The sequence below is a fragment of the Fictibacillus sp. 23RED33 genome (assembly GCF_015903925.1).
Classification (GTDB): Bacteria; Bacillota; Bacilli; order Bacillales; family Fictibacillaceae; genus Fictibacillus; species Fictibacillus phosphorivorans.
Map to the genome: position 1 here is coordinate 396,552 of NZ_JACZDX010000002.1, position 21,175 is coordinate 417,726.

At 38.8% G+C, this 21,175-nt stretch carries 22 protein-coding genes; 16 read left to right on the forward strand and 6 right to left on the reverse strand.

The window, feature by feature from the left end:
• Positions 1–24: 24 nt before the first annotated feature.
• The 3 genes from IHV09_RS10240 to IHV09_RS10250 are packed head-to-tail and all read right to left on the reverse strand — an operon-like array spanning position 25 to position 3,764.
• Positions 25–1,167, reverse strand: a complete 1,143-nt coding sequence (locus IHV09_RS10240) for a Ger(x)C family spore germination protein (protein WP_197264436.1) — start codon at positions 1,165–1,167, stop codon at positions 25–27.
• The gene (locus tag IHV09_RS10245) at positions 1,164–2,264 is read right to left on the reverse strand and encodes a GerAB/ArcD/ProY family transporter (protein ID WP_197129203.1); all 1,101 of its coding nucleotides are present in this window, start codon (positions 2,262–2,264) and stop codon (positions 1,164–1,166) included. The genes IHV09_RS10240 and IHV09_RS10245 overlap by 4 nt, the downstream gene beginning before the upstream one ends.
• 3 nt (positions 2,265–2,267) lie before the next feature.
• Positions 2,268–3,764 carry a spore germination protein gene (locus IHV09_RS10250; RefSeq protein ID WP_231618252.1) on the reverse strand — a complete coding sequence of 499 codons (1,497 nt, stop codon included), beginning with the start codon at positions 3,762–3,764 and terminating at the stop codon, positions 2,268–2,270.
• 535 nt (positions 3,765–4,299) lie between these two features.
• Between IHV09_RS10250 and IHV09_RS10255 the strand changes: the two genes are divergently transcribed.
• Entirely contained in the window at positions 4,300–4,479 is a 180-nt protein-coding gene (locus IHV09_RS10255) for an aspartyl-phosphate phosphatase Spo0E family protein (protein ID WP_197129209.1), read from the forward strand.
• 10 nt (positions 4,480–4,489) lie between these two features.
• Here the strand turns inward: IHV09_RS10255 and IHV09_RS10260 are convergent, their stop codons facing one another.
• Positions 4,490–5,389 (reverse strand): LysR family transcriptional regulator, encoded by a 900-nt coding sequence (locus IHV09_RS10260; protein ID WP_197264437.1) that lies wholly within the window; start codon positions 5,387–5,389, stop codon positions 4,490–4,492.
• A gap of 303 nt (positions 5,390–5,692) precedes the next feature.
• On the opposite strand from IHV09_RS10260, the gene IHV09_RS10265 reads away from it, so the two are divergent.
• A complete protein-coding gene (locus IHV09_RS10265) occupies positions 5,693–6,190 on the forward strand; it encodes a GNAT family N-acetyltransferase (protein ID WP_197264438.1) in 498 nt (165 codons plus the stop codon).
• 121 nt (positions 6,191–6,311) lie between these two features.
• Complete coding sequence (locus IHV09_RS10270; protein WP_197129217.1) at positions 6,312–6,935, forward strand: methanogen output domain 1-containing protein; 624 nt, start codon at positions 6,312–6,314, stop codon at positions 6,933–6,935.
• Between the two features lie 19 nt (positions 6,936–6,954).
• Here the strand turns inward: IHV09_RS10270 and IHV09_RS10275 are convergent, their stop codons facing one another.
• Positions 6,955–7,854, reverse strand: a complete 900-nt coding sequence (locus IHV09_RS10275) for an STAS domain-containing protein (RefSeq protein ID WP_197129220.1) — start codon at positions 7,852–7,854, stop codon at positions 6,955–6,957.
• A gap of 160 nt (positions 7,855–8,014) precedes the next feature.
• Entirely contained in the window at positions 8,015–8,215 is a 201-nt protein-coding gene (locus IHV09_RS10280) for a cold-shock protein (protein WP_066397748.1), read from the reverse strand.
• Between the two features lie 377 nt (positions 8,216–8,592).
• On the opposite strand from IHV09_RS10280, the gene moaA reads away from it, so the two are divergent.
• From moaA to IHV09_RS10345, 13 genes are all read left to right on the forward strand, one after another.
• Complete coding sequence (moaA, locus tag IHV09_RS10285) at positions 8,593–9,612, forward strand: GTP 3',8-cyclase MoaA (protein WP_197264439.1); 1,020 nt, start codon at positions 8,593–8,595, stop codon at positions 9,610–9,612.
• Positions 9,613–9,750: 138 nt separating this feature from the next.
• A complete protein-coding gene (locus IHV09_RS10290; protein ID WP_197264440.1) occupies positions 9,751–10,611 on the forward strand; it encodes a VOC family protein in 861 nt (286 codons plus the stop codon).
• A gap of 65 nt (positions 10,612–10,676) precedes the next feature.
• On the forward strand, positions 10,677–11,351 hold the full coding sequence (locus IHV09_RS10295; RefSeq protein ID WP_197129228.1) for a TVP38/TMEM64 family protein: 675 nt from the start codon (positions 10,677–10,679) through the stop codon (positions 11,349–11,351).
• Positions 11,352–11,541: 190 nt separating this feature from the next.
• Positions 11,542–12,084: a peroxiredoxin gene (locus IHV09_RS10300; RefSeq protein WP_197264441.1), complete on the forward strand. Its 543-nt coding sequence runs from the start codon at positions 11,542–11,544 to the stop codon at positions 12,082–12,084.
• Positions 12,085–12,314: 230 nt separating this feature from the next.
• Positions 12,315–12,764, forward strand: a complete 450-nt coding sequence (locus IHV09_RS10305) for a TlpA family protein disulfide reductase (protein WP_066397740.1) — start codon at positions 12,315–12,317, stop codon at positions 12,762–12,764.
• Positions 12,765–12,776: 12 nt separating this feature from the next.
• Positions 12,777–13,211, forward strand: coding sequence for a Dps family protein (locus tag IHV09_RS10310; protein ID WP_197129231.1), 435 nt, complete (start codon positions 12,777–12,779; stop codon positions 13,209–13,211).
• Positions 13,212–13,348: 137 nt separating this feature from the next.
• Positions 13,349–14,338, forward strand: a complete 990-nt coding sequence (locus IHV09_RS10315; RefSeq protein WP_197264442.1) for a TAXI family TRAP transporter solute-binding subunit — start codon at positions 13,349–13,351, stop codon at positions 14,336–14,338.
• A gap of 49 nt (positions 14,339–14,387) precedes the next feature.
• On the forward strand, positions 14,388–14,891 hold the full coding sequence (locus IHV09_RS10320) for a DUF1850 domain-containing protein (RefSeq protein ID WP_197264443.1): 504 nt from the start codon (positions 14,388–14,390) through the stop codon (positions 14,889–14,891).
• Between the two features lie 52 nt (positions 14,892–14,943).
• The gene (locus tag IHV09_RS10325) at positions 14,944–16,869 is read left to right on the forward strand and encodes a TRAP transporter permease (protein ID WP_197264539.1); all 1,926 of its coding nucleotides are present in this window, start codon (positions 14,944–14,946) and stop codon (positions 16,867–16,869) included.
• A gap of 214 nt (positions 16,870–17,083) precedes the next feature.
• Complete coding sequence (locus IHV09_RS10330; RefSeq protein WP_066397735.1) at positions 17,084–18,703, forward strand: ABC-F family ATP-binding cassette domain-containing protein; 1,620 nt, start codon at positions 17,084–17,086, stop codon at positions 18,701–18,703.
• Positions 18,704–18,789: 86 nt separating this feature from the next.
• Positions 18,790–19,113: an MGMT family protein gene (locus tag IHV09_RS10335; RefSeq protein ID WP_197129239.1), complete on the forward strand. Its 324-nt coding sequence runs from the start codon at positions 18,790–18,792 to the stop codon at positions 19,111–19,113.
• 25 nt (positions 19,114–19,138) lie between these two features.
• Positions 19,139–19,642 carry a GNAT family N-acetyltransferase gene (locus IHV09_RS10340; RefSeq protein WP_197264444.1) on the forward strand — a complete coding sequence of 168 codons (504 nt, stop codon included), beginning with the start codon at positions 19,139–19,141 and terminating at the stop codon, positions 19,640–19,642.
• A 152-nt stretch (positions 19,643–19,794) separates the two neighbouring features.
• Positions 19,795–21,171, forward strand: coding sequence for a DUF2254 domain-containing protein (locus tag IHV09_RS10345; protein ID WP_231618253.1), 1,377 nt, complete (start codon positions 19,795–19,797; stop codon positions 21,169–21,171).
• Positions 21,172–21,175: the final 4 nt, after the last annotated feature.

Below are 21,175 nucleotides of genomic sequence, written 5' to 3' on the forward strand. Positions count from 1 at the left end.
AAATTCATTCATTTCGATCATCGCTTATCGTAGACCTCCTGCTGAGCTAATCGTCGTATGGATCTGTGTGTTTATCTTCACTTGGCTAAAGTGGTTTTCACCTGTTTCCCAGTCATTTTTTAGTTTTAGCCACTCTTTATGATGATGCTTTTCCATGTAGACACCGAGACCTAGAATATCGGTTTTATATTGGTTCTGAAGTTTCTTAATAAATGACTCTGTTTTTTTAGCGACCTGTTTTTCTACTTCTTTTTTCACATGATCTGCTGAAACGGTACGTGAATCCATCTGTTTATTGACTTCTTGAATCTCTCCTTCTAGGCTGATTTTGATCGTGAATGTAAGCTGATCGTTTTTAGTTGGAACGAGTTTGATCTTACTTTTCGATTTATCTATTTTATAGATGTAGAGATCCTCATCTAATTCGAAAAAAAGCATACCTTTTTGAAATTCACCGTTCAAAATGTTCATAGCTTCTGTATCTTTTTCATTAAGTATTTGCGTTAATCTGCTTGATTCCCCTTTTATGATAGCGGCACCACCAAGCTTGATCTCTTCTGTATTCTTATAATGTAACACTGGCAGGACGAAAGAACGGTGAGCTAACAGGTCTTCCTGCAGATCTCCTAACCTCTTAATGCTCGCAGTACGGGAATGATTTTGTACATTAGCAGACAGTGTATCGATATAGAGTGATGGCAGTTTTTCGTTATTCTCAACGTCAAGATACTGCTTCGTGTCTCCTTTTGTAATAAAGACACGTACACTCCGCCTAATATCTTCATGTCTGACAAAAAAATCTAGCAGACGCTCCATTCTTTCCGGTTGTCTTGCAACCTTATCTGAAACCAATATGATCTGGTTGTGGGCAAAATATAACTCTTTATTCGAGAATTGAGCAATTTTTGATATTTGTTCAGATATATCATGTCCTTTTTCCTGAAAGTTTTGATACGCTTTTTCGTTCGTTACTTCAGGTTTTAGGGACCTTGGGACAGCCACTTGAAAGGTTCCGTTCATCATTGGTTGATTCGAATCATCACCCATAGTTTCCTGATCGATTCCGACACCAATCACAAAAGCCTTTTTCTCGATCTCTCGTGCTCCGCAACCTTGTAACAAGTTAATAAGGAGGAGGGTTGATAGCAAATAACAAAGCTTCTTCATGATTTCACTCCTCTAATCTTAGCGATAATATAAAGAGGGACAGGCACGATTGCAATTAATGCTAAGCTGAGTCGTCCGATAAACGTTCCCATCGCTTCCATACCTTCCATGCCAATCGGAACCATTGAGACGAAGAAAATGATAGGAGATAAGATGACGATCAGTGTCTCTTTCTTTGCTTTTTTAAATAGAGATTCTAAGACGACGAGTGAAGAATCAATAGACATCGATGTTGTATTAAAGATCGTCATGATCCAGATGGTGAAATAGACAGATTCGAATCTCTCAAAAAAACCTCCAGGAAGTTCAATCTCCTTACCTAGCTCGATCGTTGGATTCTCTAAAAAATCAGTTCCGAGATTAGAAAAGACAGCCACACACGAAACAAAGACCAGCGTGTAGATGATAATGGAAATAAATACACCTTTCACCGCAGCTGATGATGCTTTATCAGGTTCATTAACAAGGTAAGAATAGCTTAAGATTATAGAGATGCCGGTGAACGAAAAGAATATATTGATCATGCCTGATCCATAGCCTTGCAAATCTGTTGTGAGCAGCGGATAAAAATTATCTAGATGCATGATTCGAATGTTTAAAACAACTAATAACAATGACACGATTAATACGACAGGTAAAAACATCGAGTTTATACGAATGAGTGCTGTACGAGAACCAAAAAGCGCATATAGCGTAACAAGCAAAAAAAGCAGACTTAAACTATCAGAGCTCGTGTTTGGCAACAAATATTTCTTCGTTATCTCTGCGATTGCTCGTATTTCATAGGCTGCTAATAAAGCAAAAAATGCACCATAAATTATGATTAAAGGCAGGGCGAGTGGCTTTGGGATGATTCCTAGCAAAATTTCATAGATGCCTTTACCCGGAAACATTCGAACGAATTGACCCATGATCCATACGATACCTAGCACTATTCCCCCCATTACAAGAATGCTGATCACACCGTCGATGCCGTTTGTTACGGTCGTGATATAGCGAGGCAGATTAAAGATACCAACACCAATGACCATGGAAGCTACTGCGTACATTAATTCTTTAGCACTAATGGAACGATCGGTGTATTTGACTTTGCTCACAGTTTATTCCTCTTTCTCTGAACGGACTTCATCTACTGTATCTAAGAAAACAGGTCTCTTTTTAATAAAAGAGATGGGCAAGCGTAGGAATAGCTCTTTCCAGTCGTTGATAAAGATAGGGGCAAGAGGTGCGGCGTATGGAATACCTAGACTGGTCAGATTGACTACATGTATGACAAGTACAATAAAAGCAAGTGAAATTCCATAGAGTCCCATCATGCCTGCAGCAAAAATAAAACTGAACAAGAGGATTCTATAGGTTACACCCATGCTATAGACCGGTAATGTAAAAGAAGCGATTGCAGTGATTGCAATTACGATGACCATTACGGTACTAACGATTCCAGCTTGAACAGCAGCTTCTCCAATAACGATTCCTCCTACGATACCAATCGTTTGTCCGATGGGTTTCGGAAGACGCAGTCCTGCTTCCCGTAAAAGTTCCATCGTGATCGCCATCATCAGAGCCTCAACAAATGCTGGAAAAGGAACCCCTTCACGCGAAGCGGCAATTGAAAATGCGAGACGTGACGGAATTAAGCCTTGATGAAAGGAAACAAGGGCTATATAAAAGGATGGAAGAAATAGTGAGATGAAAACAGCAAAAGCACGCAGCATGCGCAGCAGTGACCCGATGTGCCATCTTTCATAATAATCTTCAGGAGAATGAACCGTATCCAGAATCGAAATGGGTGCGATCAGTGCGTTTGCTGTCTGATCAGGAATAATCGCTAATCTTCCTTGCAAGAGTGAGAGTGCAACTTTATCAGGACGTTCCGTGCTAATAAACTGCGGAAAGGGAGATAGAAAGTTGTCTTCTATCGATTGTTCGATAATCCCTGAGTCGATAGGTGCATCAATGCTTATATGCTGTAAACGATGTCTTGCTTCTTCTACGATTGCAGGATTGATCACATCACCTATATACAATAAAGCTACTTTTTTCTTCCCTCGTTCACCAATCACAAAAGTCTCTATCTTCAGGTTCTCATCTGTGATCTGTTTACGAATCATCGCGATATTGACACCGATCTCTTCTGTAAAACTTACTTTAGGCCCACGAATAAGAGATTCTGTTTGTGGTTCCTCGATCGCCCGAACTTTGCCGCCATACGTATCCACACTAAAGCCTTCGTTTATGGAATCCAATAAGATGATGGTTTTGCCGCTCAAAAGATGGTTGATCACATCTTTCGTTTTCGATATCTTAGCGGTTTGAGCGGTTAGGTAGATATCCGAATACATTTGCTCAAACAACGACGAATCCACAGGTGGTGCGTATTTTATATATTTAATTGATTTTAAGATGTTCTGCAGCTTATCTGAATCAACTAAGTCTGCCATATACAGAATAGTTAAAGGTGTATTTCTGATTTCGTACTGTAGCATTTTTAAATCAGGTGTTGGACCGAGCGTAGTTTGAATCCCTTCCAGATTGCTAGAAAGACTGTTACTTAATAATGGGGAGTGGTCTATTTGTGAATTTCCTTCTTTTTTCAATGCAACAGACCTCCCTCGTTTTTTACTAGGTATGTCCATTGAATGAGGTGTTTATTCCATTAATAGGGTAGAAGAGAAAATATAAAGAATGTGCAAAAGAAAAGAGAAGCCCATAAGCTTGAATGGAGCTTCTCTTTTCGTATATATTGTTGATCTCCGTTCCAGGTGCTCGCTTTTCGGGGGGCGTGCGGTGAGCAACCTTGACGTTTTGCGCCATAAGGTATCTCACCTGTCCCGTCTTTATGCTCCTTGCTCCTGCGTCTACAAGTTAATGCTAGAGGAGTAAGCTTTCTCGTCGCACGCCTTGCGAGATGTACTTCAGGTGGCAGGCACGCACGCACCTTACACTCCAATCAGCTGGACAGCGATGTTGGTCATTTAGAAATAAGCTACTTAAATAATAAAACACAAGATACATTAAGAATAGATTAGTGGTCTTTAACTATTTCTAAATTTACATAAAAACAAAGAACAACTATCATAAATGCATATCCATTTATTTGGAAGTATTGTGTAGATAGAAAGGAAATCATTCATGGATGTTGATCTGAATATACTATTGCAAGAAATTAAAATCTGCCGTCAAGAAATGTATGATCTTAAACCAAGCTCCAATGATTTTTCAGATGCTGATCTCGTCAAACAGAGTCAAAAGCTGGACAAACTAATCTACCTTTATCAAAAAGCAATCATGGAGAATCCATCTGTAAAATAAGATATTGAGATTACTGGTCTAAAAGAAATTTAACCTTCACTTTAAATTCTTTCGCTTCTGTCGAGAGTCCTTTTGTTAAAGGATATAATGTCCAGAAGTCTTGGTAGATCAGATCAGGCTGCATAAACGGAATAATCGCTAAATTGCCGTTTCTTACATCTGCGTTGTTTTTGAAAGTAAAATTAAAAACAAAAGAAAAAGCATGTCCATCCAAGATCGCAGAACGCATGACTTCAATATTATTGGATGAGAATAGAATCTGTTCGTTCTTTACGTATTTGTCATTGAATGTTATACCGCCTTTTGAATTGTAAATTACCAGTTTCTCATCACTCAACTCATCTGGAGTAAGAAAATCTTTGTAATACAACGAAGATTTCTTGCCTGCACAAACGCAAACATGTCCCGTATACAACAGTTCATAATCCACTCCTTTTTCATGCTGAAGGTTGGATACTTCATAATCGGTAAATGGACTTAATCCAATATCAATATGTCCGTTCTTCATTTCCTCTAATATATGATCTTGATCGATCTCTCTAATCATAACGTTCGTTTCAGGAAATTGTTCATGAAACAATAAGAAGGCATCGTACACGATGTACATTAAAGCTGGTGCACAACCAACCTTTAAAACATGTTTTTTTGCATGTTGTTTATCTGCTAATTCTTCATGAAGCTCTTGCATCTTCTTAAGAATCTCATAGGCTTTTGATACAATGAATTTTCCATCAGTAGTGGGAATTGTACCTTGTCTAGACCGAGTAAAAATGGTAACGCCAAACTCTTTTTCAAGTTGAGTGATAGATTGTGATATCGCTGAAGGAGATAGGTGTAGTTTGTCTGCCGCCTTCGTAATCGAACTTTCTTTGGCCACTTCTACAATATATTTCATTTGTTCTAAGTTCATCGTTATCTCCTTTATTTAAGCTATGTTTAACTAAGTTAATTTTATTTCATTTTATCTTAAATAACGAGAAAGTTGTTGCATTTAAAGTAATTTAAAGAAAAGAAATTTTAAGAAAAAGATCAATTGACTCTATTACTTAGTTTAAGTAGTTACACGTGTCAAAGTTCTTGAATGAATACGGAAGGGTTAAGTACAAGGGGATTATTGTTTATAAACGAATACTTTTAAGAGAAGGTACCATATACCCCACATTTATTAAGTATAGTTAAAACGATTAGCCCCTGGCAGAGGAGGAAAAGAAAAATGATTGAAACGCACCGTCTTCTATTACTACCTTTTACTTATGAACTTGCGGAGGCCACACTTAAGAGTAAAGAAGATCTAATCAATTTACTAAACTACAATGTATCCAAAGAGTGGCCGAGTCCGCAATATATGAAGTTGATCAAGATTCAAAAAGACAAGCTGCAACAAACGCCTGATAGTAGTGCATGGGGCAGAATAGCCATTGACAAGGAAACACGTACACTATTTGGAGAAATAGGATGCAAAGCTCCACCAGATGAGAAGGGGAGAGTTGAGATTGGATATGGCATGGTAGGTGAAGCACGAAACAAAGGGTATGCCACTGAAATGGTAATTGGATTCACGGAGTGGCTTTCTTCACATCCAGAAGTTGAAAAAATTTCTGCAGAGTGTCTAATAAGCAATACTGCATCTGTAAAAGTACTGAAAAAATCAGGATTTATGATCATAAGAGAGGTAAACGATATGGTTTATTGGGAAAAGTCACAAAAATAATTTACTTGGATAATTAAAATAATGTTTTAAACCATCTCATTCGGGTATCCAAAGAGTGTTGTCCATATCTTGCCAAAATAAGTGAAACAGCATGTAATTCAAAAGAAAGGGTAGATGCAGTATGAACCTTTCAAAAGGTGAATTGAATGGACACACTTTTTTAGCAAAACTCATTACTCAATATGCCCATATTCATAAAAAAGCAATTGGTCCCGCTGCGGAAAGATATATTGAGCAGCTAGGTCTACGGACCGGCGAATGGATAGAAAGATTTTATGATGATCCATTAGACTGGACAGTTGATCAATACGTTCATGTCATTGTGGATTTAAAAAATTCCATCGGCGGGCATTTTGAGATTGTCAGTGTAAAGCCTGACCATGTAATAGTTCGTGCAAAAGAGTGTCCTTTCGGGGAGTTTGTTAAGGATGCACCGCACTTATGCAAAATGACATCCAGTGTACTTGGTGGAATAGCAGCACGAAAATTTGGTTATGGAAAAGTCTCGCTGCGTCAAAGGATAGCCTTAGGAAATCCTATCTGTGAAGTAGCCATTTACTTTCAGCCTGATGAACGAGAACAAGGAGATATCTATCAAGGCATTCCAGTCACACCTGAAAACGGTGATCCTTTTTCTTGGGAAGAAGAGACCATCAGTATGCTTAATAATGAGCTAAAAAAATGTGATGAGATGGTTGAGTCACTTCTAAATGAGCTCGAAGAATTAAAAAGTGGAAAATCATAAAGATAATTAAAACAGACCCTTAATTAGAGTCTGTTCTTTTTGTTTTTTTATTTGTTTTATCCAATTTACCATACCCAAAGTCAGCCAATGCTTGAAGCAGGTTTCCTTTTAACGTGATCTCATCAAAATCTAAATTCAAGCTTACTGATGTTTGTGCGATCTCAGGGCTTAAACCGGTTAAAGTTGTTTTGACTCCTAAAAGTTTTAGCGTTGAGACAAGTTGGAAAAGTCGGTGAGCGACCATCGTATCAATATAACTCACACCTGATAGGTCGATAACTAAAGAAGTGATTTCATGATCTAAACACTGTTGCAGCGTAGCTTCGAGTAAGAGCTTTGCACGGTTCGTGTCAATATCGCCGACGACGGGCAGAACGGCAACTCCAGGAAAAAGAGGCACAACAGGAACAGATAGTTCTTGAAGAGATAGATGGAACTGTTTCGTCATTTCCCTGTAATTATTTACATAAGATTTGCTGAACGCTTGTACAGCGTAATCAATCATAGGATTAATCGTCGTAGAAATATGCAATACCGAGTGTGGAGACATTGCTTGCAACGAACCTTCTTCTTTTATAAAATCCCAGATCACATCGCGATAGTAAGACGTACTTTCAAGTGTGACATCTAGCGGCTGTCCAGAATGTACAGCAAGCATGCCAATATTTTCTCCCCACTCATAAATCGTTTTTTTGGAGTCTGAGACCTTTCCAGAAACTGCATCTCCCAATAGTCGAATGAATGCAATGGACTGTTGAAGTTCTTCGTTATTATTCAATGGAGCATTTTGTTGAAGGGAAACATATGCGTTGCTATCTTTTATGTTATTCATGATCTTCTCTGCAATTTGAGGTGCATTTTCAGAAATTCGTGTACCGATTTCAATTTGATCTTGTTTCTGCTTCATTTGAAGATCCATTTTGAACTCCTAATTATTTTAGACGTTAAATATATTTTAACAAAAACAATTAACACATGTTTGAATTTACTGAAAAAAATTTTGAGTAAGATGATTATGACTTTTGGGGATAAAAAAAAACAGGCCTCTTTTTCAAGAGTCCTGTTTATCTATTGGTTTATTAAGCTTTACGTACGTTAGTAGCTTGAGGTCCGCGTTGTCCTTGTTCAACTTCGAACGTTACGTCTTGACCTTCGTCTAAAGATTTGAAACCGTCAGCTTGGATAGCTGAGAAGTGTACGAATACATCGTCTCCACCTTCGCGCTCGATGAATCCGAAACCTTTTTCTGCGTTAAACCATTTAACTTTACCTTGTTCCATTTTTGTTGCCTCCTGTCGTGCCAAACCGCACAATAATACTATCTCTGCTCAAAAATATCAAGATAATAGGTCTACCTGTACAATCGAACAAAAATAATTCTTATTTATCGTAACATTTTACTAACCAATAAACAAGTAGAACAAGAAAAAGGAAATGATTAAATATTCGGTATGCTCTTAGAAAGCTGTTATAACAAGGAATAGTGAAGTGCAAGTAGAGAAAATTTGGTAATAATGGTCTATTTAAAATTTTAAATAGTGATTATGAACTATTCTCGTTCTCTTTAAAGAAGCTGAGTTTTGTAAGTAATTCTGGTTTTAACTTCCTTTTATTCGTGGTACATTGATAAAAATACTAAAACAAATGATGTGATGATATGAATGAAAGTAATGGAATCACTGATCGATTGCATCGTCCGCTTCAGGACTTGCGGATCTCGGTAACCGATCAATGTAATTTTCGGTGTACCTATTGTATGCCTAAAGAAATTTTCGGACCAGATTATCCATTCTTAACACGAACTGAGTTATTATCTTTCGATGAGATCATACGTATTGCTTCCCAGTTTGCAAAGGCAGGTGTGGAAAAAATTCGAATTACTGGCGGTGAACCTTTACTTCGAAAAAACCTGCCAGATCTGTTAAAGCGTCTTCGGGCTATAGAGGGAATTCGAGATATTGCGTTAACGACCAATGGCGTGCTTCTTCCTAAGATGGCTGTTTCTTTAAAGAAAGCAGGAATGGACAGAGTAACAGTGAGTTTGGATACGCTTGATGACAATCTGTTTGGCATTATTAATGGAAGAGGTGTAGGCGTATCACCTGTTTTAAAAGGAATAGAAGCTGCACATGAAGCGGGTCTTGCTGTCAAAATAAATATGATGGTCAAAAAGGGAATTAACGACAAAGAGATTCTCCCGATGGCTCGTTATTTTAAAGATACGCCATATGTTTTGCGTTTTATTGAATATATGGATGTGGGGACTTCAAACGGTTGGAATTGGGATGATGTCGTTGCAAAGAATGAGATCTTAACGATGATTGATTCAGAGATTCCTTTAAAGCCCATTGATCGTAAGTATTATGGAGAAGTAGCCAAACGGTATCAGTATGCCGATGGTCAGGGAGAAATCGGTATTATATCCTCAATCAGTGATACGTTTTGTTCGACTTGTACAAGAGCAAGATTGTCTGCAGACGGAAAAGTGTACACGTGCCTTTTCACAGGGCGAGGGACTGATTTAAAAGAATTTGTACGAGACGGTGCCACTGACGAAGATCTGTATAACCGTATTGTTCAAATATGGCGAAATCGATCTGACCGCTATTCAGATGAAAGAAAAGAACAGGGAATGAGCGAAAGAAAAAAAATAGAAATGTCCTATATAGGAGGCTGAGACGATCAGCCTCTTTTTCTCATTTTCTTTTTTCTGGTTGAAGTTTGTTAATAACTATTTTATAATTACTTACATAAAGTAATTAAATTACGTATAACATAAATAATTTCACTATTAAATAGGAAAGAAGGAAGAAAGATGACGCCTATTCATGAAAAAACTCATATCGGAAGTGTGACTTTAAAAGTTAGAAATTTGGAGAAGCTTGTTACCTTCTATACAGAAACGATTGGTCTACAAGTGTTAACAAAACGGAAATCTATCGTGGAATTAACAGCAGACGGCAAAACGCCACTTATCATTTTAGAAGGTAATCCTGAGCTTCGTGCGAGACCAATAAAAAGTGCAGGCTTATATCACTTGGCATTGCTTGTACCAAGGAGAACAGATCTTGCAAATGTTCTTTACCATTTTATTGAGACAAATACACACTTACTAGGAGCATCTAACCACAGGTTTAGTGAAGCTATCTATCTACAAGATCCTGAGAACAACGGAATTGAAATTTATAGAGATGTTAATCGCGAAGATTGGCGACGAGATGAAAGAGGAAAATTACCTGCTGTCAGCGAACCATTAGACGTACAAAGTCTTTTAGCAGAAAGAGATACAAAGACTTGGAATCGCCTGCCAGAAAACACGGTTATGGGCCATGTGCATTTGAATGTACTAAATATAGCCGAAGCCGAAACTTTCTACATGAACATATTAGGTTTTGAAGAACAGACAAGGATGGGGAACCATGCTTTATTCATCTCCGCTGGAGGTTATCATCACCATATTGCCGTAAATATTTGGAACGGAAGAGATGGCCAGTCAAATCGAGATGATGTTACAGGACTTCTTCATTATGAAATCATCGTTCCATCGCAGTTGGAAGTCGAAAAAGTTTTAAGTGCTCTAGAACGTGAGCAATTTCCATATCATATAGAGTCGGAAACCATTTTGTTAAAAGACCCTTCAGGCAACGGTATCGTGATTAAAGCCGAACAGCGCTAACGTTTACAAACTCTCAGAAACAGGAATATTAAAAGTAAGAAAAAAACGGCAAAGAGGGGGGTTATATGAAAAGAAGTACTTTGGTAAAGATCACCGCAATCTTATTGATTGTTCTGTTTTTATTTGCTCTTAACCATTTTGTCTTTAAAATAACCCCCATGTCTTTGCGTGATTGGGTATTGTCCTTTGGGATGGTAGCTCCCATCGTCTATATCATTGTAAATGTAATCCGGCCTTTTACTCTATTTCCAATCTCTGTTCTTTCACTTGCAGGTGGTTTAGCATTCGGGGTAGTATGGGGAACTGTTTATACAGTTTTCTCAGCTACAATTGGTGCCATTTTATCGTTCTACATCGCCAAACATCTTGGGGCGAGATGGATCAAACAAAAAACAGATTCACCTTCAAGAATTGAGAAATGGCAGAATCAACTTAAGGAAAAAGGTTTTGTTTACATCTTCTTATTGAGAATCATTCCGGTACTGAATTTCGATGTTGTTAGCTATGTGGCTGGAATCTCTAAACTTAAACTCCGCTCCTATATTTTAGCTACGATGCTTGGCGTTTTACCAGGAACACTCGCATACAACTTGCTTGGTGACAGTTTTATTAAAGGAAATGGAACAATCATCGCAATTGCAATCGGCTTAGCGCTATTTGCAGCTTGTATACCTATTCTAATGAAAAACAAACAGATGATTACCAGTCAAATTCATCAGCATAAAGAAGATAACGCATAGCCTTACTCTTACCCTTAGAGTAAGGCTTTTTTTGTTTGTTTTCTTGATGTATGAGCATAATACTTGTTCCTTATTAATAATTATTATAAATTAGTATTGACTTCAAAATAGAAGTGAGTATAATAAAGATTGTGAACAACACATGATAATGATATTCATTATCATTTGAATAAAAGGAGTGGAATTTAAAATGGCAGAACGTATGGTAGGAAAACAAGCACCTCGCTTTGAGATGGAAGCGATCATGCCTAATAAAGAAACGAAAAAAGTAAGCTTAGAAAAAAACATGGAAGATGGAAAATGGACCGTTCTTTTCTTCTATCCAATGGATTTCACTTTTGTATGTCCAACTGAAATCACAGCTTTATCAGATAGATATAGTGAATTCGAAGACTTAGATGCGGAAGTAATTGGGGTATCAACGGACACCGTTCATACGCATTTGGCTTGGATCAACACAAGTCGCGATGAAAACGGACTTGGTGAACTAAATTATCCTCTAGCAGCAGACACGAATCACCGTGTATCACGTGATTATGGAGTTTTGATCGAAGAAGAAGGTGTTGCACTTCGTGGCATGTTCATCATCAATCCAGAGGGCGAGATGATGTATCAAGTTGTTTTCCACAACAACATCGGCCGTGATGCTGATGAAACACTACGTGTTCTTCAAGCGTTACAAACCGGTGGACTCTGTCCAGCAAACTGGAAGCCAGGACAAAAGACACTTTAAAAATATTATTGCTTCGAGGTTATTAAATGAATTTCCTCGTTGAACGTTGATTGGAGTGGAAGGTGCGAGACTCCTGCGGGACAAGCGGTCAGGTGAGACACTTAAAGGCGCAAAGCGGCAAGTGGCTCACCGCCTGCCCCGCGGAAAGCGAGCAACCTGGAACGGAAATCAACTACATCTTGCAATTACTTAAGAATAAAACTAACGAACAATTTTTGGAGGAATTTTAGATGAAATTACGTGAACAAATGCCTGAACTTGATGGTGCTACAACTTGGTTAAATGAAGAAGTAACAAAGGAAGAATTGGTTGGAGAAAAAGCAACACTAATTCACTTCTGGTCCGTAAGCTGTGGATTGTGTAAAGAAGCGATGCCTGATGTTAACGAACTTCGCGATGAATATGAAGACGATCTAAACGTAGTGGCTGTTCACATGCCGCGATCAGAAAATGATCTAGACATGAGCGTTATCGAACAGATGGCAATCGGACATGACATCACACAGCCTATCTATGTAGATAGCGAGCATAAATTAACCGATGCTTTTGAAAACAAATATGTACCTGCGTACTATGTGTTTGATAAAGAAGGTAAGCTTCGTCACTTCCAAGCTGGTGGAAGCGGAATGGACATGCTTCGCAAGAGATTGAACCGTGTGTTAAACGAAGAAACAAAATAAGGAGATGATACGATGAATACCATTCAAGAAGTATTGAATCGTCAAGTAGCTAACTGGAATGTGTTGTTTGTAAAACTACACAACTATCACTGGTATGTAAAAGGACCTCACTTTTTCACACTTCATGAAAAGTTTGAAGAGCTCTATAATGAAGCGGCAACGAACATTGACGAATTAGCTGAGCGACTGCTCGTACTAAAAGGAACACCAGTTGCAACGATGAAAGAATACTTAGAGTTGGCAACGGTAGAAGAAGCGAATACAAACGAATCTGCAGAAGTTATGGTTCAAAACGTTATTAACGATTTTGAACTACTGATCGCTGAGATTAAAGAAGGAATGGAAGTAACCGAGCGTGAAGGTGATGAGGTAACGCACGACATGTTATTATCCGTTCGTGAAAGCTTAGCAAAACATAATTGGATGCTTCGTGCGTTCGTAAGCTAATCTAAAAAGGAGTGACTTCGGTCGCTCTTTTTTTGTGCACTGATTATATTTCTAAAAATTATAATTATTCTGCAATTTTAACGTAGCATATGCTAAACTTTAAGAATGGACCAAATTATTCCAAAAGGAGGAAGAATATGAAAAAGGGGATCGCATTATTTTTCGTAATGATTCTAGCATTTTCACTAGCGGCTTGTGGTCAAAAAATTGAGACTCCATCTGAAAAGAAAGACTCTGGTGAAAAAAGCGCTTCATTAAATCTTGATCAGATCAGTATTGTAACAGGTGGTACAGGTGGTACATATTATCCACTAGGTGGAGAGATGGCGAAGATTGTGAAGGATGAGTTAGATGTTGAAGCAAACTCTCAGGCATCAGGTGCATCTGTAGAGAACATGCAGCTGCTTCAAGATGGTGATGCTGATGTAGCGTTCACACAAACAGATATAGCTAGCTATGCAGTAGAAGGCAAGGAAATGTTTGAAGAAAAAGTTGACCAAGTATCGGGAATCGGGACACTATATCCTGAAACGATCCAGATCGTTACATTAAAAGATAGCGGGATTAAGAGTGTTGAAGACTTAAAAGGCAAAAAGGTTTCAGTTGGAGCGCCAGGTAGTGGAACTTTTGCTAATGCAGAACAAATTCTAAAGATTCATGGTATGACAATGGAAGACATTGATGCTCAGCATCTATCGTTCGATGAGTCTACGGAAGGTATTCAAGATAAGAACATCCAAGCGGCTTTTATCACAGCAGGCACGCCAACAGGAGCTGTGGATGCATTATCTGCAACAAAACCTGTAACGATCGTACCGATTTCAGATGACAAGATTAAAGAGCTGATCGAAGCGCATCCGTATTATATTGAAGATACCGTTAAAAGCGGAACATACAAGATCGAAGCAGACGTAAAAACGGTAGCCGTACTTTCCATGCTAACTGTTCGCAAAGATATGGAAGATGATGCGGTGTATGCGATCACAAAGGCAATCTTTGAGAACACAGATAAGATCAGTCATGCAAAAGGAGAGCTTATCTCTGCTGAGAATGCAGTAAACGGTATGGGAATCGACTTCCATCCTGGAGCTAAAAAGTATTTTGAAGAAAAAGGAATCTTAAAATAAGAGGTGTTGAGCATGGACTAAGAGAGTATTCTTTAGTCCATGTATTCTTATGAAGAAAATTTTTATTAGCATACTGATCTTATTGTCTTTAGCGATTGCTTCAATTGTGCCGTTTTTTAAATCAGTAGTAATTGAAGATGGCAAGACAGGTAAATCGTTAGCTTTCTTTGATGCAAAGCAAGGTAGTGAATTCAGTATTGAATACATACACTCGATTCATAAAACACCGGTTCGTGAAATCTATCAAGTTCATAACGAAGAAATTCTTCAAACTGAAATGAGGTTTCAGGAATTTGGTGTTGGCATGCCATCAGGTGCAGATGAAGGTGAAGTGTTTGCACAAAAGGGTGAGAACTATATTTTATCCAACATGAAAAGAACGTTTCCTTCATTAGATATTCGAATCGGACAAATTATAGCCAATCATACACTCCTTCTTAAAGGTCATGAATATCCCTTTTCTGGTTTAAGTGAAAAAGGATCTTGGGTTTCAATAAAAGTAGACAACTTGAATATATGGCAAAGGTTGATAGGAGGGAAAAAACTTGGATAAGAACAAGCATAACGAGCGTGAACAAATATCAGATCAAGCTGTACAAGAGCTGATGGAAAAGTATGATCCGGAAGCAGGGTTTCGGAAATTAAAAGGTGTTCTTTATTGGATTACACTCATCGGTCTTATTACCTTTTCACTATTTCAACTCTATACAGCTATTTTCGGAGTGTTGCCTGCACAGCTGCAAAGAACGATTCATCTCGGCTTTGCACTAACTTTAATCTTTTTGCTATTTCCAGCTTCTAAAAAGAAAAAAGAAGGTAAGCCACTTTTTCAAGTCGCTTGGTATGACATGATCTTGGCTGTCTTGTCTATAGCGGTAGGATCGTATTGGTACATATTTATGGACGATCTTGTGATGAGGGTCGGAAGGTTAACGACTCAAGATTTCCTAATAGGGGTACTCGCGATCTTACTTGTTTTAGAAGCAACGAGAAGGGTCGTTGGGTTGCCAATCACGATTATTGCAGGTCTATTCCTGCTTTACGCGTATATGGGACCTTATATGCCGGGCTTCTTAGAGCATAAAGGTTTGACGATTGAACGGATCGTAAGGACGATGTTCTTTACAACAGAAGGTATTTTAGGAACACCACTCGCGGTTTCATCAACGTATATCTTTCTGTTTCTCTTATTTGGAGCCTTTCTCGTAAAGACAGGAGTGGGCGAATATTTTAATGACCTATCCATCGTTATCGCAGGAAGACGAGTTGGGGGACCTGCTAAGGTAGCGATTTTCTCGAGTGCTCTACAAGGAACGATCAGTGGAAGCTCGGTTGCTAACGTTGTAACTTCAGGGGCTTTTACGATTCCGATGATGAAACGTTTAGGTTATGATAAAAACTTTGCAGGAGCAGTTGAGGCAGCTTCCTCTACTGGTGGTCAAATCATGCCTCCTGTCATGGGCGCTGCAGCGTTTCTGATGGTTGAATTTATCGGAGGCGGTATTACCTATTGGGATATCGCCAAAGCCGCTGCCATTCCTGCCGTATTATACTTTGCAGGAATATGGATCATGACACATTTCGAAGCAAAACGTATCGGTCTTAGAGGGTTATCTCGTGAAGAGATGCCTGAAACGAAAAGAGTTATGAAACAAGTGTATCTGTTGATTCCGATCGTTGTGGTTATTCTCTTGCTTATGAGTGGTATGAGTGTAACAAAAGCTGCGCTGTGGTCCATCGTGAGTGCAATCGCGGTAGGGATGTTCAATAAGAAAACACGCATGGGGCCGAAGCTCTTTCTTGAAGCGTTAGCAGATGGCGCGAGAACGGCTCTTGGTGTTGCAGCGGCTACAGCAGCGGCAGGTATGATCGTCGGAGTGGTCACCGTAACAGGTGTAGGTCTTAAGATGGCGAACGGTTTGCTAGAGTTATCAGGTGGGTATCTCATTCCGACATTGATCTTAACGATGATCGCATCGCTCGTACTTGGTATGGGATCACCAACAACGGCGAACTATGTCATTACATCAACGATTGCGGCTCCAGCTATTTTATTATTTGGGGTTCCTGATCTGTCAGCTCATATGTTTGTCTTTTATTTTGGAATCATCGCAGATATCACGCCTCCGGTAGCACTGGCAGCCTTTGCCGCAGCAGGGGTTTCGGGCGGTGAACCGATACGAACCGGTATTCTCTCATCAAAACTTGCCATTGCAGCGTTTATCATTCCCTATATTTTCGTTATCTCGCCACAGCTCATGTTGATTGATACAACATGGACAGAAGCGATTTGGGTGATCTCAACGGCATTTGTAGGAATGATCGCGATTGGGGCAGGAATGATCGGCTATTGGATGCGTGCTCTTTCATGGTTAGAAAGAATAGGAGCAGTTGTGATTGGATTCTTGCTGATCTATCCAGAAGGCATGTTCAGCGCGATCGGTCTTGCAGCGTTCGCATTAATGCTTGGCAGTCAGTATTGGCTTTTGAAAAAGGACAATACACAAGCACCATCTTCACCAGCGGTTTAAAAGATGATTTGCTCAGAGGCAATTGTGCTTCTGAGCTTTTTTATGTGTGCAAAGTTTAAAAAATTCAATGTGGGTAAAAGATTGTAAGGTTATACCTCTCGTATTTATGATACAATCAGTAAGTATGCATTTTTGTAGGATACGGATTTGAATATATGTATGTAGGCTGATAGAGATAGTTGGTCAGTTATATATAAAAAGGAGAGATATCCAAATGATTACGGTAACTAACGTTGGTCTTCGCTACGGCGACCGCAAGCTGTTTGAAGACGTTAATATAAAGTTTACACCAGGAAACTGCTACGGCTTGATTGGTGCGAACGGTGCGGGTAAATCTACATTCTTAAAAATTCTTTCTGGTGAGATCGAAGCACAAACAGGTGACGTTCACATGACGCCAGGCGAACGTCTAGCCGTATTGAAGCAGAACCACTTTGAGTATGAAGATCAAGAGGTAATGCAGACAGTTATTATGGGCCACGCTCGTCTTTATGAAGTGATGCAAGAGAAAGACGCGATTTATATGAAAGCTGACTTCTCAGACGAAGATGGAATTCGTGCAGCTGAACTTGAAGGTGAGTTTGCCGAACTGAACGGTTGGGAAGCTGAATCAGAAGCAGCGATCCTTCTAAAAGGTCTTGGTATTAAAGAAGATCTTCACACAAAGAAACTAGCTGAACTAACAGGTTCTGAAAAAGTAAAAGTATTGCTTGCACAAGCTCTTTTCGGTAAGCCGGATGTTCTACTTCTGGATGAGCCGACGAACAACTTAGACCTTCAAGCAATCCAATGGCTAGAAGATTTCTTGATCAATTTTGAAAACACAGTCATCGTAGTATCCCATGACCGTCACTTCTTAAACAAAGTATGTACGCACATGGCTGACCTTGATTTTGGAAAGATCCAGATCTATGTGGGTAACTATGATTTCTGGTATGAGTCTTCTCAATTAGCGCTTCGTATGGCACAAGATCAAAACAAGAAAAAAGAAGAAAAAATCAAAGAACTTCAAGCTTTCGTTGCGCGATTTAGTGCGAACGCATCTAAATCAAAACAAGCGACTTCACGTAAGAAGTTATTGGATAAAATCTCTTTAGATGATATCCGACCTTCTTCTCGTAAATATCCGTATGTGAACTTTGGCATCAACCGTGAGATCGGAAATGATCTTCTTCGTGTTGAAGGGCTAACAAAAACGATCGACGGCGTAAAAGTACTTGATAACGTGAGCTTTATCATGAACAAAGACGACAAAATTGCTTTTGTAGGTAAAGAAGAGATCGCCATCACAACTCTATTTAAAATTTTAATGGGTGAGATGGAAGCGGACAGCGGAACATACAAATGGGGTGTAACAACGTCTCAAGCGTACTTCCCGCGTGATAACTCGAAGTACTTTGCTGGCAGCGAGCAGACTCTTGTTGACTGGCTTCGTCAATATTCTCCTGAAGATCAAACGGAAAGCTTCCTTCGCGGATTCTTAGGACGTATGCTCTTCTCAGGTGAAGAAGTAATGAAAAAGCCGTCTGTATTATCTGGAGGAGAGAAAGTACGTTGTATGCTTTCTAAGATGATGCTTAGCGGATCAAATGTATTGATCATGGATGACCCTACGAACCACTTGGATCTAGAATCGATCACAGCATTGAACAACGGATTAATCGGCTACAAAGGTGCATTGATGTTCACATCACATGACCATCAGTTCGTTGAAACGATTGCGAACCGTATCATCGAGATCACGCCTAAAGGAATTCTTGATAAGCAAATGTCTTATGATGAGTACTTGGCGAATGACGAGTTGAAGAAGCAGCGCCAATTGATGTATCAATAAAACAACGAAGGAGTGTTAAGTCTGATCGTAGATTTAGCACTCTTTTTTTTGTTTGGCTATTTGTTTAATAAAAGTGAGGAGAAATGATGGAACCATTTACTGAGAAGGTCATTAAAGTCATTAAAAGTATACCGAAGGGACAAGTCATGACTTACGGACAGATTGCCGGTGTAGCTGGAAATCCGCGAAGTGCTAGACAGGTCGTGCGTATCCTTCACTCTTTGAGTAAGAAGCATGATCTGCCTTGGCACCGGGTAATTAATGCAAAAGGTGAGATCGGCATTCAAGATGAGGAATTGTTTTTTACGCAAAAGTCACTGTTAGAGAGTGAAGGCGTGCAATTTAAAGGGAAAAATAGAATGAACATCGAAGCATACAGGTATTCGCCAGATTGCGAGGATTATATTTAATTAGCATTGATAGGGAGAAATGAGTATGCATATCAAACAGAATCCGGTAATAAAAGTAGCAGAGTTAAGGGATAAAGAAACGATCCATAATCTTATGCAGTTTTATTTTTATGATTTCTCAGAGTTTATCGACATTTACGTCGATGACAATGGAGTTTTTGGTCAGTATGCTTATTTAGATAACTATTGGCAAGAAAGTCGTCGCTTCCCTTATCTGATCGAATGGGAAGGAAAGGTAGCAGGATTTGTATTAGTAAGTGAAGTACAAGAGGAGATCAATCAACACTGGTCGATCTCAGAATTTTTTATCATGAAAAAATTCAGGCTTGGTGGTTTGGGTAAACTTGCTGCTTATCAGGTATTTGAAAAACATAAAGGAGATTGGCAAGTTTCTCAAATAGAAGCGAACAAACCTGCACAAACATTTTGGAGAAAAGTGATCGGTGAATACACGAGTGAACAGTATAAAGAGCGTAATGAAGAGAGACGAGTCATCCAATCGTTCTGCAATAAAATAATCCAGAAGTGACGTGCGATTCTATTCAATAGAATTGCTTTTTTTATTGTGATAAACCGATAGAAAGTTTGACTTTTTTTTAATAGGGCAAAATAGGGTAGGAGCTACTTGTATCTGGAGTGTTCCCAAATAACTGTTGTTTTTACTTCTAAGGGGATGTACACATGTTTAGATTGAACCTGTTAGATAATTATTTAAAGAAATATACAAAAATGTCGGAGAGGGAACTATCACATACGGTGCAATCAAATATGTGGTTTACTCCCGTGCTCTACATGATATTTTCTGCACTATTAGTGACTGCCACATTAACGACTGATCTAAAGTACGATTTAGGAGATCAAATGCGTCCGTTTTTTGCAGTCGATTATGATCTTACACGAAATCTAGTAGGAACGCTTACCGCTGCAACTCTAACTTTGACCACTTTCACGTTTAACTTGATCTTAGTTGTGTTTACGACGTTTTCTGGACAGTTTTCTCCTCGTATGTTGAAAAACTTTATAGCTAGTAAATCAACTCAGCGTGTTTTAGGTATATTTACCTCAAGTTTTATTTATATGTTGTTGAGTTTTTTATTTTTGAACAAAAGAATGGCCGAATATTATTTTGCTGTTCCTTTGGCGGCGGCTATTATTGCTGCATTTTCAATGGGAACCTTTATCTTTTTTATCAATCATGCTGTTGCTTGGCTTCAAGTGAATCAGATGACATATGACATGAAGAATGAAGCGTTGTACATCGTAAAGAGTACATTAGAGGACGAAGTGGATCCTTATAAAGTGGATGATTTAACTACGGTAAACAGTGAGATATGTGAAGAAAGCGGCAATACAATCTCAGCGCGCAAATCGGGTTTTATCCAACTGGTGGATTTCATTTCTATCATGAGAGAAGCTGAGCGAGATGATATTGTCATACGATTGGAGTATGCGATCGGAAGCTATGTGTATGCTACAACGCCATTTATCACCTATTGGAAAAAAGGTGAGAATGAAGTGGATGAACAAAAATATTTAGCGCTCATCAGTATTGGAAGAAGGCAAACAGAAGTTCAAGATATCGAATTTAGTATTAATAAACTTGTGGAAGTTGCGATTAGATCGCTTGGAAATAATGATCCAAAAACAGCGATTAACTCCATCTATCAACTAGGTGAAGTTCTTACTACGATTTCACGTGGATCCATTTTTTCAAAGTATTTGGTAGATAAACAAAATAATCTGCGCGTCGTTTTACAAGAACGAGATTTTAGCCATTATTTATACAATGCTTTTGGATATATTCGCCACTATGCAAAAGATAATGTGATAGTATGTACGGAAATACTGAAGGTTCTTGATCTGATGGCAAAATCTCTAAATAAGCGTGATTATAATGCAGTCTGGGAATTCGGGATTTTAACCGCAAGCGGATTAGAAAATCAATTCTTATTTGCTTTAGATTATCAACAATTTCATCGAGCGCTGCAGAATCTTTCCGTGACGACAAATCATGAAAAAGAGTATGAGGATTTCTTATTTAAAAGTAAACAACCATAGATGC